The following is a 15,151-nucleotide window of genomic DNA, read 5'->3' on the forward strand; positions in this document are numbered from 1 at the left end:
GAGTTTGTATTCTGAGATTCACTCATAAATCAGGAAGGTAGGTGGAAATCCCAACAGTATTCCGATCATCCCACGGGATGCGCAACGAGATGTAAGCAAGCTAGTAGTATAAAAGAAAAAAGATCTCTCATGAGAAGGTAACACAACAATTTCTCAAAAGGAGGTCTCTCTACGTATGTTACCGAACCCTTGTATTGAGGTTCACACATACCTGATCTTCTCCCGATTTGAAGGATCTCCCTCAACTTTCGTGCTTCGAATACAACCCTGATTCGTAAAAGAGAGAGAGGAACATTTTTCGATTAAACATTGCTTCAAGGTGGTTATCTTGTCACATATTCCCTTTCTGCTCCCAGGTTTTGAGATTCAGCAAGCCATTAGCATATCGCCAAGTAACGGGTATTTCCCAGATATCACCATTATTTTTCCGTCGTCTCTTCTGACTGCTTCGACTTTAAAGACGTGCGTACACGTTTCTGCTTTGGACGAGGTCCATAGACACGCTCGGCGATAGCTTCCACTGCCTCCATCACCTCTTTGAGCACCGGCTTTTGCTGAAAGAAGAGCGCTTCGCTAGCTGTCTCTTGAAAGGCTTCTTCCGTGACATTAAGTCCCTTATAGACGAGCAACAGCATGTGGGCACAATTGGCGGCACGGACTTTCTCCACTTTTCGTCGCAGGTACTGCGGATGCCAGAAGCCTACTAACTCAACAATCACGCGTCGCGTCGCATCCTGCTCATCCACGAAGGTAAAATCGGGGATCATGACGGTATCACCCAACAAGAGCACCTCACTCTCGCGCTCGAGACGCCAGTGTCCGCGCTGCTGGCCGATCTTCTGCTCGAACTCGCCGGCAAAGTCTGCCTCCAGACGACTATCAAAGGGTCCCGAGCGATGAAAGTGGGAGCGCAGCGCACTGGTATAGTCGAGCTGATAGATCATCTCTCCCCTGGCCTGCGGCGGTCGGACATGGGCCAGCAACTGCCAGCGCTCGCACAGCAGCAGCGCTGGCAGAAACGCCGCCATCTGCCTGCCGTAGCGCAGCGTTGAGGAGACGAAGGGAGAGATCGGTCCATCCAGCTCGATCTGATAGCCACCCTCCGGCTTCGCCTCCGCCCAGAACATCAGCTTGAAGAACTTGATATACCGCCAGAGATCCTTGTAATTGCTGAAGGCCTCAATGGTGATCCGCGAGGCCCAGTAGAGCACACCGCGTGCCAGTTCCAGATTGTAGCGGTGCAGGAGTTCTGAGGCGGTCCACCTGGGACCGGCATCGGTCAGACGATACAGTGCCGGTCGATCGGCAAAGAGCAGATCATCCACCTGCTCCGCATCGAGCGTCAAGGCGGTGGCCACCTGCTGGAACACCTCCTGTCGTGTCTGAGCATGAAAAATATCGGAGTGCCTGAACACAGGACCATATGCGAAGACCTGTTCTCGCAAGACGGCGAGTGGCAGTGGCGTCTCAAGAGGCGTAAAGGTCGCTGCATCCGTCAGCACCTTGGCCAGCCCACGCACAAAGACATAATCAACCCGATTCCCTTCGTACGTCTCCATGGCCTCTTCCCAGGCTTGCTGCGTCTTGCCCAGATGGCCTTGCAACAGAGCAATCAACTCCTCAGCGGTCTGTTGCAGCTCAGGATCGTGCTCGCTCACCATCTCTACAGAGAGCCTCGAGCCGGAGAAACGGAGCCGAGGTCGTATCAAGTCGCTCGTCAGCATCAGCGTTGCTCCCTGGGCACGTGCCGGCGTTGCACTTTCCCCTCTTCGACCGTCCCACGGACCAAAACTTCAAAGAGCATGGCCTCGCGCATCTCCTGCTTGCGTAAAATCCGTCCCAGGCGTTGGATATATTCCCGTTTACTCGAGCCTCCGCCCAGCACAATCGCCACCTTGGCCTCAGGGACGTCCACCCCCTCATTGAACGGTGTCGGACAGGTAACACGCTATCTGATCGGTGTGACGAATGAGCACGGCTTCTTTATTAATCCAGCACTGCTATAGGATGCTACTGGTTGCGAAATCAAAAGCAACTAGACCCCATTCAACATTCTTTGAAGAGGCAAAAGTCCATAACCTAACCAGTCTTCAAGTTCTCCGAAGAGACCAACAAGATCTGCCAATCCCAACCCATAGCAAAAAAATGGCTGAAAGGGATCAATTTCTGTGACCTCAAGTATGAGATATTGAGCCAGCTTATGGCGCAACTAGTTAGAGATATCCGCACTACTATGCAGTGGCAGAGAAAGATGTTCCTGATCATAGATCACGTCTGGTGAGATGGTGGGTTAAAGTATCATAATTGTACATATTTATTTTTTCCACTATTTAAAGTGCATACCACGCTTCTGAGAGTTTTGAAGGGAGAGCATACAAAATTAGATGTTTGTGCGGCAAAAAAGGTGCCTAAAGCTGTCATCGGCAAGACACATAATGGGATTAATGGCCCCACCAATATAAGATGATATATTACCAGTGGCAAGCCAAAGATCCAACTTCTTGATGGGCGTTTTTGCTGGTCAATAGAGGTTGTGAAGTGCTGCGTGTAGATGAGTATAAGAAACATCGTTGGAGATCGGCTGAAAGTGCATTGCCACTATAGATAATCAGTTGCAAACTCTCACAGTGTAAGATGTTAGCTTCTGTAACAAAAACTTGTAATATCGATAGAAAAATTTGCGAAAATAGGAACCGTGCTCTCCATCACAGGGCTTCGCAAAAGTCATCGTAACTCATCCTATCAAATCAACCAGGCAAGGGCTTCATTGGGATGGGATGCAAAACGTCGAATTTGACGAGCCACATTAGGAACCTGATGCCTATCCATCAACGCAAGCACCAGGGAATTGAGCACTACGAGCATTTGGGCGACAGACGGGACAAGAATACCACATCCGTCTTCGCCCAGCGTGACATCACGACGCCAATGAAGCCGATTTTCCACGGCCCAATGTCCTCGAATGATCTGCAAGAGGTGTTTGGCTGAAAACTGCTTCTGCTGCAAACTCGTCCACCCATAGACAACTTCCAGACTGCTTGTACCCGTTATCTTGCGCTCTCGTTGCACCCGAAACACCTGTTCTACTTCTCCCCAATCACGATACAAATACTCATTGAGATCCGGGCTCGTGAGGATCTGACGTCGCTCCAGACGACCATGGCCTTTTTCTACCTGCTCAAAGGACTGCCATGTGTGTCGATCTGCCTCGGGATCTTCAAAGAATAATTCCAAATCGGCGTGTGCGGCTGGCGTGTTGTCTTTGATGATCATCACCACATCTCCTCCGGCACGCTGAACAGTGCGTCCAAACTCGTGATAGCTTTGATGGCATCAGTAGTAAAAACGCGCCCTTTGCATAGCACCTCGTTCAAGAAGGGGTTGAGTGCACTGATCTCATTCTCTTTCTGATCAATTGGAAATTGCTGCAAGACAATGCCTGCATGGACCTCATAGACATGTAACACCTGCTTTTGTGGCTTTTCCCCGCCATAAGCCTGCTTTCCTGTGCCTCTAAGGACTTTCCCATCAATGGCCAAATGGACAGGTCGCCCTGGAGACTGCGTTGCTAGGCGACTCGGTTCCTCTGTGCGACGACTTTGTGCCTCTTGCCGTACTAACCAGGCCGCAATTTGCTCATTGACCTGCTGGCTATCAAGGTGCATGAGCCCGTATTTGTAGGTATTTGCGCACGGCATCTGTTTCCAGGAAAGGTTCAATTGCGTACGTAATCGCTGTTGTTGATCTCGAACCCAATCACTGGCTCCCAATAAGCTTTTCATCCCTGCCAATTTCGCCAGGAGCAGGGCAACCAGTAATCCCGCCAGATCATATTGTTTGCCACATGCTGCTCGCCCATCGTGAAATTGCTGGCAAAGTTGATACAATGAGATACTTTGCTGCCTTGTAAGTCTCTCAGAAGCCTTGACCTCTGCTCTCAGTGTGGTATATTCCATTTTGAGTCTCTCCGCGAATGAAGTTGTTTGATTTTTTTCATTCTACTGGATTGGCTCTTTTTTTTCACCTCCTCCCTGACTTTTGCGAAGCCCTGCTCTCCATCACTTCGCATATTGCATGTAAAGCTCATTTGTACTATACTGTTGGATATCCTAAGCCAGTAAATAGATTTCACACCATCAATAAATTGATATGTACACATATTTTAATTGCACAGAGTAGTGGGGTAGAACATAAATATGGTCAAAACACTCGAAATATTTATCGCCTCTGCGAGGGAAGACGAGAGATTTCTGGATATGTTACTTAAGGCATTTGAGGGACCCTTCAAGTCATTTAAACAACAAGGGCTCATCAGTCTCTGGCATGAGCGTGATATTAGAGCGGGTGGAATTACAGCCCAAGAGATAAATAAACACTTACAGGCTGCTCAAATTATCCTTTTGCTTATTAGCGCTGATTTTATGAATCTGGCTTTTTGCGATAGTAAGGAAATGCAGCAACTTATACAACGGCATAAAGTAGGAGAGATCCACGTCATCCCTATCCTATTACGTGAAACCTACTGGAAAGAAGCCCCTTTTGGCATACTCCAGCCTTTACCAAATAAAGGCATAGCAGTAAGTAGTTGGGGAAATAAAGACAAAGCTTTTCTGAATATTGCCATGGGCGTAAAAAAAATAGTTGATGGGTTAATTCCTCCTACACCAACACAATCAGTAGGATCTAAAGACAACTCATCTATGACAAAAGGGTCCCCTGACTCCTCCTCTCATTACTCCACTGACAGATCGCTGTCTTCATCCGGTAATGGAAGGCAACCAACAGTACAAAAAGATTTCATACCGGCACGCCCTGTACTAGAACAGGTACATGATAATGTGGTGAACTATTGGGGCGTATTAGTAGGCGTCGATGAATATGAAGATACAAGCTATTCTCCCTTGCACGTTTGTGTGAACGACGCTAAAAATGTGGCAAAACAACTTACATATAATGGCTATGATCCAAAGCATATACGCCTTCTTATCGATGGAGACGCTGATGAGGATACATTGATACTAGAACTCACTGGAGACAATGCCCGATTGAGCAAACCAACGGCAGGAAACATTATCGAAGCATTAGAGACTATCGCGCAAAGAACACATCCTGAAGATTTGCTCCTTTTTTACTATACGGGTCACGGAAGTCAGGATGGTAAAGAGAGTTATCTCGTTGCCCACGACGGACGTAGAAACACGCTAAAATATACTGCACTGGCGATTTCTGTCATGAAAGACATAATGCTCCGGGCACCAGCTCAGAAGAAAGTGATTATTCTAGATACCTGCCGTACAGAAACTCCTCCAGGTAGCAAGGGAATACCACAATCTATGTCCGCTGCATTTATCGAACGCGTCTTTGAGCAGGCAAAGGGACTTGTTATCCTCACATCCTGTGACATAGGTGAGAATAGCTATGTGTGGGAAGAGAAAAAGTGCAGCGTGTTTACTTATCATCTGCTGAAGGCGCTGCAAGGTGGTAAAGCTGATTTCAATGGAAAAGATCGCATTTCAGTGCATGATATTTACAATTACATACTTGATAAAGTAATACGGTGGGCAATGACCAATAATTGTTTTCAGCATCCGCGTATAACAGTGGATAATGGGCAAGGCGATATTATCATGGCTTATTATCAAGAAGAAATCCGTCCCGCTAGTAAAGTAGTTCCTAGAAATCATGTTGTGGTTTTTTCTCCGCCGGTAGGTGCGCTTTCTTGGAAAGATATGCAGGAGATCACTATACAGGGTGAGAAATATGTACTTGAACATGCAACCGTCCGAGAACGACCAACTGGCGACGATGGAGCAACTTTACGTGAGGCAAAGGCACGGCATGTTGGAACGGATCTCACGCTCTGGCTGAAACAGGTGCATATTATAGGCCCTACCAAAGATGGAATGAATTTGCAAAAAATCCTTAAAAGGGAACGCCAAATACTGATCGAACTGGAGGATGCAGGGCGGCGCGATTTTCCGTTTATATTTCCACTCATAGATAGTGATACCGAAAAAGACTTTACGTTCGCGTACATATTAACCAACGAACAAAGTTTGTTTCAGACGTTAGGGGGTACAAAAAAATTGCCCGATGCATCCTCAATACGAGGCATTCTTCAAAGCATGCTTCCACTTTGCGAAGCATTGAGTATTCTGCACAAGCAAGATCAATCTCACCGCTGTCTATCTCTCGATACGATCATCCTATTTAAAGGACGATATGCGATGCTACAGAACATAGGCTTAGCTGCTTGGAAGCCTAAAAAGGGCGAAAACATGCAGCAGAATTCTTTAGCCCCAGAACAAGAAGAGCCAAATACTGATATTGAAACTATGCCCGGACCCGCAACAGATATCTATCAACTTGGCACTATACTCCATCTTCTTATTACGCATCGAACCTTCTCACCAGGCTCGTTACTGAGTTTTTATAATCCAGCCGTCCCTCCACAACTCAATGAAACTATTAGGCGTGCAGTCACCCGCCAGCCTACAGAGCGTTGGGCTAATATCAAGGCATTCTCGGTCGCACTCAGGCAGAGTTTGTAGCACATTTATTTGGGCCTAAGGTTATGCTGCCATTCCTTAACATTAAAGCCGTAACGATGGCAAGCAAAATATTCAAATTCATTGATAAGTCGCTCCAGATCATTTTCAGATAAGTTCCAGACCATATGAATATCCGGACGATCATTATCAAGCCAGGACAAGAAATCTCCCATCAGCCATGAAGGAATGATACGATTACCCTTTGAAGGCGAGTCATGGCTTATATCTTCATTCGAAAAGATATCTTCATCCCCGTCATCAAAATTTTCGATGTCAGTCATCTAAGCGCCTCAAAAACATGTATAATGTTGTATACTATCAAAGTACTATACAACATTATACATGTTTTTTGCTACTACTTCAATTGGTATAAGCCTTTTTTCTCTCTCATAGAGAGACGATATCAAACTGCAAACAAGGATGAATGAAGATGAGTAATATTTTTGATGCTTTTGGTACAAAATCCCAGAGATCGGATGAGCAATCTATCGATAAAATTTATACAGGGTACGAGAATGATCCATTGTGGTCATATATTGGGGATTGGCAAGCATTACAAAATGGAACTACCCACAGTATACTACTGAAAAAACTTATAGATCAGGAAATTAACGTTCAGATAAGTCAAACAGTACCATTGGAAGATCCGCTTGCAAGATTCAAGGATATTCCGTTACATGCTCGGTTTCTTTATACCTCGATGGATGATGGTATCAAGTCCTATATACTGAAACATTATGAGACTATCGATGGCATGTCACGTGATAAATGCGATGTCTATCTGAGTATTGAACAATTCAACCATCCAGCAGAGACATTTGATTATCTAAAAAATTCTCCTGTCTTGAAGAAATCAGGCGTTCAGATAGGTTTTAACGATCTTCCTGGTATATTCTTCTGGGATCATCAGTTGAAAGGGGAGTTCATCTCTTTTGGGTTAAACGCTGATGAATCGAAAATCAATCGCATCTTGATCTGTGTTTTTCAAGAGATCCAGCAGAAGCCAATAATTGATTCCGTAAGATACGCAAAAAAGATTCTCCTTGACAGAAACCATCGATAGTTATATTTATCTGAGAGTCTACTCTGGAGGCTACATATGGATTTAGAGCAATCAAAAGAACCTTGTGACTCCCTACATCAAGAACATGAAGATCTAATTGCTTTGGCCTACGGACACACTCGTGCGGCAAGAGAAAAGCTACAATCGGCTTATAAGGTGTTGAAAACGGGTGAAAAGTTTGAGATGACTCAGATTGTCGAGAGTATTAAGCAGGCAAAAAACTCAATCGATGGAATAAGCGATATTTTTGTTACTACTCCAATGCTTGACTATCCTGAGCTAGATTACAGGTTTGTCTGCGAGGAAAGATATGTAAGTCAAAAGATATCCATCGTTCTCGCCTATTTTTTACAGGGCATCAATTCACCATCTGTTTTTCAGAGTGTGAGTAAAGAATTTGAAAAAATTTTTTCAAGCTTACAAAACTTAGAAACTTTCATCACACAATGTCAAGAAGTGATGTGACTGTAGATCAGCAATCTCACCTGCTGAGCGCTACTTCAGTAGTCCCCATAGAATTACAGAGATGACATATAAAAGTGAATTCACCCTGATCAGTTTCTGGAGACTGGCTAAGAGAGAGGCTTTCCCTCACTTTGCGTGATAAACTGAGCAAAGAAGCAAATAGCAAAAATGAGAGCAAGATGTAGAGCCAACCTAGAAAGATAGATATTTGAGAGATATGCGAAGCATTTGTTCCACCTCTGCATACTTCCCTAGATAACATAGAGAGCAGCCAAATTATTCAGGCTCTGTGCCGCGTCGAGATGCGTTACTCCCAAATTACTCCTTATTTATCTTAAGCGCACGCTTCAACACAATGGCCCGACTATAGTGTGGACTTCTAGGACTTTTTCGGAGAGAGGAAAGATGAAAATTATCTCATCAATTGTTCATAGACCGTTGGACTCATATACTTGAGTGTAGAATGTTTACGAATCCGATGGTAAAAACACTCAATGTACTCAAAGATGACGTGTCGAGCCTCTTGCTTGCTTTGAAAGATGGAACGTTCGACACACTCACCTTTCAAGGTGCTGAAGAAACTTTCCATTGCCGCATTGTCATAACAGTCACCGCTTCGACTCATACTGGCAATGATCCCCAGTTCAGCCAACCTCCACTGATATCCTCTCCTGGTGTAAGGACTTCCCTGATCCGAGTGGAGCAGCATCTCAGCTGGAGGAAGACGGCTCTGCAGAGCCATTTCCAATGCGCGCCGGACCAATTCCTCATTGTTATGCTCATCCATAGCCCAGCCAACGACCAAGCGGGAAAAGAGATCAAGGATGACGGCCACGTACAACCATCCTTGGGCTGTCCACACGAAGGTCGTGTCACTGACCCATTTCGCGTTTGGCTCGTGAGCGGTGAAATCCCGGTTGAGCACGTTGGGAGCAGGCGTCGCATCCGTGCGTCGTTGTGTGCCGACAGGCTTGTGACATTTGGGTTTCGCACACAACTCCATTTCGCGCATCAAGCGAGCGGTACGCACTCGCGAACACTTGATGCCCTGTTCACATAGTTCAGCATGAATACGAGGGCTTCCATAGACGCCTCGATGTGCCGAAAAGAGACGCAGAATATGCGTGGCCAATTCGCCATCTTCCCGCTCGTGGGCACTGGGTTCTCGCCTGGACCAGTTGTAATAGCCGCTGACGCTGACTCCCAAGACCTGACACATCGTCTTCACCGGATACTGCTGAGCATGTTCCGCAATGAACGGATAGCTCAGAGTTGGTTGCGCGAAAAGATGGCCAAGGCTTTTTTTAGAATATCGCGCTCCTGCCGCGTGACCTCTAGTTCCCGCTTGAGGCGGCGTATTTCCTCCTCACCTGCTGGAGGATTTCCACTGCTGGGGAACGCCTTCTCACCTGCCTGTGCGAATTCCTTGCACCAATAATGCAGAGTGCTATCGGCAATACCCAAATCACGTGCCACCTGGATCTGCGCTTTTCCACTGGTTTGTACTCATGTGACGTTTAGACTAAACAGAACAAAAGGCCCCCCAACCTTGCGGAGGGCGGCCTGATCAAGTAAAGTTTCCTTCATAATCAAAAAACGGAGCTTTACTTGTATGAACCATAACACATTGAGACACTTTCGTCACGATATCTATGACTGTTTTCCACGAGCCAAGGATGCTCTCTTCAATACGATTGATGGACTGATGACCGAAACAGACGCGAAATCCTTTCCTGAGATTTCGCAATCGCTCTGGTTTGAACGAAACTGGCCCAGTTTGTACGAAGCCTTCGAAGATGGGCGTATCGATGAGAAGCGCCTGCGCGAGTTGCTGGCTCGCTACCTGCCTCCACCTGAGGTGGGCAAATGGCTGTGGATTGGCATCGACGCCAGCATGATTGCGCGTCCAGCTGCCATGACTTCGGCTGATCGGACGGCTCAACATATGCATAATCTGCCCGAATGCAAGAAACCAGTCACCTTTGGATGGCAATTCTCGACGGTGGTCGCGTTGGCTGAACCAGTCAGTAGTTGGACCTACGTGCTCGATCAACAACGTGTCCACTCGCAGACCACTGCCATTGAAGTGGCAGAGGCCCAACTGCGGCGTTTGATACCGTTGTTGCCCAAGCATGTCATCATTGTGCTGGACCGAGGCTATGATGCCAATTGGTTGTGGTGTCGCTGCAGTACTCTGCACGTGAGAGTGCTGGGACGTCTCAAAAGCAATCGGTGTTTCTACCGGATGGCGCCCGCGCCGACGGGCAAAAGAGGATGCCCACGCAAAGACGGAGACAAATTGCAGCCCAACGATCTGACGACGCATCACGATCCCACAGGGGGGTGGAAAGGGGAAGATTCCAAAGCACGTCCGGTGGAAGTGACCTGGTGGAAAGACTTGCATATCAAGCAGGCGCGTTACTTGGATCTGACCGTCATACGTGTCGTTCGGCCTCACGCGACCAACAAAGAACGTGATCCACGCACCAGCTGGTTTGTGTGGTTGGGGGATCAAAGTGCCGATGTGGTCCAGATCGCATTGGGGTACGTGTTGCGCTTTGGGCAAGAGCATGGCTATCGTTTTGACAAGCAATGTTTGCTGTGGGAGAGGCCACGACTGCGAACTCCGGAGCAATTTGAGCGCTGGAGCCAGATCGTTGCCATTGCCCACAATCATCTGGTCCTGGCACGCTCGGTGGTGGAAACAGAGCGCCGACCCTGGGAAAGCGTCCATCGCTCGCCGACGCCTCAACAGGTGCGACGCGGGATGCACAAATTGTTGGCATCTTTGGGGACGCCAGCACGTCATCCACAACCACGCGGAAAATCGAAAGGCCGCAAAAAAGGAGCGCACGTGAAGAAAGCTGAGCGTTTCCCTGTGGTTCGTAAAAAGCCAAAGATGCCTCAAATTGTTCCATCGTGACGGCTGTTTTGGCATGTGAGCTCGTGTCCTTGTTCTTGAACGGAACTTCTTTCGAAGTTCTGATAGATCCGTTTAGTCTAAACATCAAACTCATCGCACTGCTTCCAACTTGAATTCCTTGGTGAAGGTTCTTTGCTCTTTGTTCATTAATACGCTCCTGTTGGATGCTTTCTCTCAAGTTTACCTCCTCCAAGAAAGTCTATCCAGCCCAAGTGTACAAAGCACATGTATGTAAGTAGAGACCTATTCGATTCAGAAGATTCACCGCCTCAATAAGTTGAAGCATGTGTCTGCTACCAGAACGTAGTAACCTTGTACTTGATCGAGAGAACAAAGGTACTATGACCATGTGATTGGATCTTTGCTATTATCAGGAAATACCTTATTGACTGCCAGTATAACTCTCTCTACCCACTAGTGTTGTTCGCCCTGCTCCATCGTATCTATTTGTACTACCTGCACTAAGCGATGAATGCTAGCATATAGTCTTCTATAAGACGCTTTACCAGAGAAAGCTTGAGGAATTGCTCAAGCATACGATTAAACAGTAAGAAATCACTAGCAGCCTCTTGGAGTAAAGGTGTCCAGCAGGTTGAACCATAGAGAGTGTGGACAAACAAGAAAATCAAAAGCATGACTGAATAAAAAGTAAAAAAAGATCAGCGCATTAAGTAGATAGAAGCCTTTTTGATGAGGAGGTTACTGCATATTGAAGAGTTCAAAAGACTGATTTTCCGATTTTATATTATTGCTAAACTATCTTCCAATAATTAAGGCATTCTCTAAGTTCTTGTCCAATTGACATAATATATTGATATCTCCTCTCAATTTTCTTTTTAGAATAAAGTTCACCTATTACTAATTGTATATTTTTTCTCGCAAGATGCAAATGTTTCAGCACTATAGCTGCATTTGCTCCAGGTGAAAGTCCATATTCTCTTATAACATATATTGCACGATTGATTTCTTCCGAAGCTGTTATAAAATATTCTGTTGTCAATGCTTCGAAAATGGTAGTGTCAATAATTTCTTCTATATGTGCGATCGTTCGCCTAAGCACCATCAACTCAGAAGTATCGATAGCTGTTATCTCATCAATTTTTATTTCTTCTACTTCAATTTGGGGAACAATGAGCTTTATATTCCAACTAGTTAAAGCCCTTCTAAGTTCTTGTCCAGTTGACTTAATATATTGATATCTCCGCCCAATTCTCTTTGTCGAATAAAAATCATCAATTACTAATTGTATGTTTTTTCTCGCAAGACGCAAATAATTCACCACCTCATCTATACTTCCTTCCAAAAGACGATATGATCGACGTATAGTAGATATTGCATTGTTTATTTCAATATTTATTTCTATAAAATATTCTAGCGTTAATTCCGTAAAGCTGTTAGTATCAATATATTTTTCTATATCTGCAATTTTTTGCTCAAATATTGTTAATTTAGAAGAATTGATAATCATAGTCTCATCAATTTTTGTTTCTTCAACTTGCACTTTATTAAAATTCCTAGTTTGCGACTCAAGGTGATCAAGAAGAGAGGCAAACGCACCACCAAATCTTCGCAGCGCACTTAACTCAATATACGCGAATGGGCGACCCCCCATTGCAATCGATACATCTTGATCCATACCCACTTGTGAGGCCTCAATAGATGCTAAAAAATCTCTTTGTTGGCCATATCGATCTCGAATAAACTGAGACGTCTCACGGAGAACTTGATGAGCGTCTGGCACAGATACAGTATTAATCAATTCATCACGGATGCCAGCAATAAAATCATACTGAACATGGTTGAAATCTTGATCTGTCTCATCACGATAGATCTCTTCTAATAAACCACCAAGAAATACTTCAGCAATGTGTACCTGATTCGCATCTTGCAACATTGTATTTTGAACGATTCTTACAACTGGAAGGCTGATGGGCATGGGGGCGACAGCAAGCAATCCAGCAAGTTTACGTGCCAAAGAAGATGAAATCAATCGAAAAAGTTGGACTCTTTCTTTGGGAGAGAGGTCATTTTCGCGGAAGTGCTCAATAGAAAGACTATTATATACTGCATTATCAGTAGATATTTGTTCAAATATTGCACCAATAACCCATGTTTTTTTGGTAGCTGTCATTATAGATGCCCAAGATGAAAATGAGCTTGTTTCTAAAGTGATAACAGGAAGAGGAAGGGATGACAGGGCAGCTTTGTTGTCATCAAACTGCACCAACACCCTTTTAAATTGTAAGCGTCGATTTGATTCACCTGAATGAAATGAAGAAACACGCCCTATATCAGCATATTTCAACATTGTTTGCGTCCAGAGGCGCCGAGGTAACATTTGAATCAGTGTGACAAGATTCTTTTGCCCCCATAGCTCTAGGAGTTCCTGTACTTTGCCGCTATGCCATGCTGGCGAGATACAATCAGAAGCAACTAACAGTAATCTATGCCCACTAGGATTGATGAGTTCCTTAGGGTTATGTGCTTGAACCTGTTCTTGAACAACATTGTTCCTTGCATATACCTCGACATGATCGGTATTATCTGTAGCAAGCTTCCAAACGCGCACGTTGCGAAATGCACCGAGATGTTCGAGTAAGCGCTGCAACTCAACAACAGTTTCCTGCCAAAACCACATCGAAACACCACCATCAATAATAAGCTCAACATCAAACCAGCGTATAGCGGCAGGATCAAAAACAGGAAGCCACAAACGTGCTTGCATTTCAGCTATTCTTTGTGCTGTGGCTCTCTCATTAAAAACAACAGCATTTTTTGATAACACACGACGCATGAAAGGGTATAAGGCCCGTGCAAGTGCCAATGCATTTGGCAGTGCCGACGCTTCAGGGCTCCGAAAAGAAGCCCCAGGGACTGAAGGAATAGTATCATTGGTAAAATGGTATGGATAAATGGAAACATTATCTGATATTTCAGCATCAGAATATTTAAGCGGTAAAAAGAGAGAATTTCGATCTAATGGGGTCTCTTCTAGCATCTGAGAATTTGAAGTATGAGAGTCCTCCACACTATCTTCTTCCTCTTGCTGAGATATCATCTGGAGTGCAAGCCATAATGTATCAGCGATTTCTTCTGCTGTCATATAAAGACGAGCATCTTGGAGTACTGAAATAAGCTTTGAAAGCATATTTCTCCTATGATGAAAGATGCCTCAAAATAGCCTCATAAATATATCTTTTTTCACGCGTATCGAAACCGCGAGAGGCAAGATATATCGCGTTCAAAAGCTGATCTGTCGCCAAATCACCACGCTGTCTTTTATTCATAAAATCATCAATAATTTCTGTAGCCTTAGCGGCTACATCTGATCCAAGGTGAGCTTCTACAATAGAAACGAGCTCATCTTTTGTCGGCTCTTTCATCGTGAGACGAAGGCAACGCCTCAAAAAGGCAGGGGGGAATTCTCGCTCTCCGTTGCTCGTCATGATAATTAAAGGAAAAGCCAAACAACGCACGTGGCCTTCCTCTATCGAGATTTTTGCACTCTTGTTTTTCCCAAAATACACCTGCACAGTTTTATTGTGTTGGGCAAGACGTACCAACTCAGGAATATCAAATTCCCCCTCTTCAAAAATATGGAGAAGGTCATTTGGCAGGTCAATATCACTCTTGTCTATTTCATCAATCAACAGTACTTGTGGCCTTTCTACTGGAAGAAGAGCTGCCCCCAGCGGACCAAGACGAATATATTGACCAATATCAGGAAGCGCCTCATCTACCGACGTTCCTTTACCATAAGAAGTATCCTGTAAACGAGCAAGAGCATCATAGGAGTAAAGGCCATCTCCAAGAGAAGAACGTGTCGTTATCGACCAGCGCAACACAGGGCCAAGCTTCAATTCACGAGCAACAGCATAAGCGAGCGAAGATTTACCATATCCAGGCTTTCCACTCACAAGAAGAGGGCGTCTAAGATAAAGGGCGGCATTCACAAGTTCAATTACTTCTTCGCTGGCTTGAAATACTTCTCCACGAGCAAGCATACGTTTCATAAAATCATCATCTTCATCACGAGGTAGCACATCAATAATGCGACCAGTAAAAGTTCGCCAAGGAGGTGCAGCTGGGAGGCGTTGTATACCATCATGAGGTTTCCCATTCCCCGTGAAGATTCTCCATTGACCCATA

10 protein-coding genes and 2 pseudogenes are annotated in these 15,151 nt (G+C 45.2%); 4 read left to right on the plus strand and 8 right to left on the minus strand.

Annotated elements, in window-relative coordinates:
- Nucleotides 1-419 precede the first annotated feature (419 nt).
- The 4 genes and pseudogenes from AC27N8_RS02925 to AC27N8_RS02940 all read right to left on the minus strand — a co-directional run bounded on the left by AC27N8_RS02925 (nt 420) and on the right by AC27N8_RS02940 (nt 3,956).
- On the minus strand, nt 420-1,724 hold the full coding sequence (locus AC27N8_RS02925) for a DUF790 family protein (protein WP_487063779.1): 1,305 nt from the start codon (nt 1,722-1,724) through the stop codon (nt 420-422).
- Nucleotides 1,724-1,924: pseudogene (locus AC27N8_RS02930) on the minus strand (ATP-dependent helicase); the annotation flags it as partial. The pseudogene AC27N8_RS02930 and the gene AC27N8_RS02925, both read right to left, overlap by 1 nt.
- A gap of 818 nt (nt 1,925-2,742) precedes the next feature.
- Nucleotides 2,743-3,273 carry an ISAs1 family transposase gene (locus AC27N8_RS02935; RefSeq protein ID WP_487063781.1) on the minus strand — a complete coding sequence of 177 codons (531 nt, stop codon included), beginning with the start codon at nt 3,271-3,273 and terminating at the stop codon, nt 2,743-2,745.
- Complete coding sequence (locus tag AC27N8_RS02940; protein ID WP_487063783.1) at nt 3,273-3,956, minus strand: transposase family protein; 684 nt, start codon at nt 3,954-3,956, stop codon at nt 3,273-3,275. Before AC27N8_RS02940 ends, AC27N8_RS02935 begins: the two co-directional genes overlap by 1 nt.
- A gap of 240 nt (nt 3,957-4,196) precedes the next feature.
- Here AC27N8_RS02940 and AC27N8_RS02945 point away from each other — a divergent pair, with 240 nt between their 5' ends.
- Complete coding sequence (locus AC27N8_RS02945) at nt 4,197-6,551, plus strand: caspase family protein (RefSeq protein WP_487063785.1); 2,355 nt, start codon at nt 4,197-4,199, stop codon at nt 6,549-6,551.
- 5 nt (nt 6,552-6,556) lie between these two features.
- On the opposite strand, the gene AC27N8_RS02950 is transcribed toward AC27N8_RS02945, so the two are convergent.
- Nucleotides 6,557-6,832 carry a hypothetical protein gene (locus AC27N8_RS02950; RefSeq protein ID WP_487063787.1) on the minus strand — a complete coding sequence of 92 codons (276 nt, stop codon included), beginning with the start codon at nt 6,830-6,832 and terminating at the stop codon, nt 6,557-6,559.
- A 149-nt stretch (nt 6,833-6,981) separates the two neighbouring features.
- Here AC27N8_RS02950 and AC27N8_RS02955 point away from each other — a divergent pair, with 149 nt between their 5' ends.
- Together AC27N8_RS02955 and AC27N8_RS02960 are read left to right on the plus strand one after the other, a co-directional pair.
- Complete coding sequence (locus AC27N8_RS02955; protein WP_487063789.1) at nt 6,982-7,614, plus strand: hypothetical protein; 633 nt, start codon at nt 6,982-6,984, stop codon at nt 7,612-7,614.
- A 36-nt stretch (nt 7,615-7,650) separates the two neighbouring features.
- Nucleotides 7,651-8,079 (plus strand): hypothetical protein, encoded by a 429-nt coding sequence (locus AC27N8_RS02960; protein ID WP_487063791.1) that lies wholly within the window; start codon nt 7,651-7,653, stop codon nt 8,077-8,079.
- 412 nt (nt 8,080-8,491) lie between these two features.
- Here AC27N8_RS02960 and AC27N8_RS02965 read toward each other — a convergent pair.
- A pseudogene (locus tag AC27N8_RS02965) lies at nt 8,492-9,582 on the minus strand (IS3 family transposase); the annotation flags it as partial.
- 109 nt (nt 9,583-9,691) lie between these two features.
- Here AC27N8_RS02965 and AC27N8_RS02970 point away from each other — a divergent pair.
- Complete coding sequence (locus AC27N8_RS02970) at nt 9,692-11,002, plus strand: NF041680 family putative transposase (RefSeq protein ID WP_487063793.1); 1,311 nt, start codon at nt 9,692-9,694, stop codon at nt 11,000-11,002.
- A 751-nt stretch (nt 11,003-11,753) separates the two neighbouring features.
- Here the strand turns inward: AC27N8_RS02970 and AC27N8_RS02975 are convergent.
- Both AC27N8_RS02975 and AC27N8_RS02980 read right to left on the minus strand, forming a co-directional pair.
- Nucleotides 11,754-14,150, minus strand: a complete 2,397-nt coding sequence (locus AC27N8_RS02975; RefSeq protein WP_487063795.1) for an SAV_2336 N-terminal domain-related protein — start codon at nt 14,148-14,150, stop codon at nt 11,754-11,756.
- A gap of 7 nt (nt 14,151-14,157) precedes the next feature.
- Complete coding sequence (locus AC27N8_RS02980; protein ID WP_487063797.1) at nt 14,158-15,150, minus strand: AAA family ATPase; 993 nt, start codon at nt 15,148-15,150, stop codon at nt 14,158-14,160.
- Between the last annotated feature and the right edge of the window lies 1 nt (nt 15,151).

This window comes from Dictyobacter sp. Z7_2, assembly GCF_057551105.1.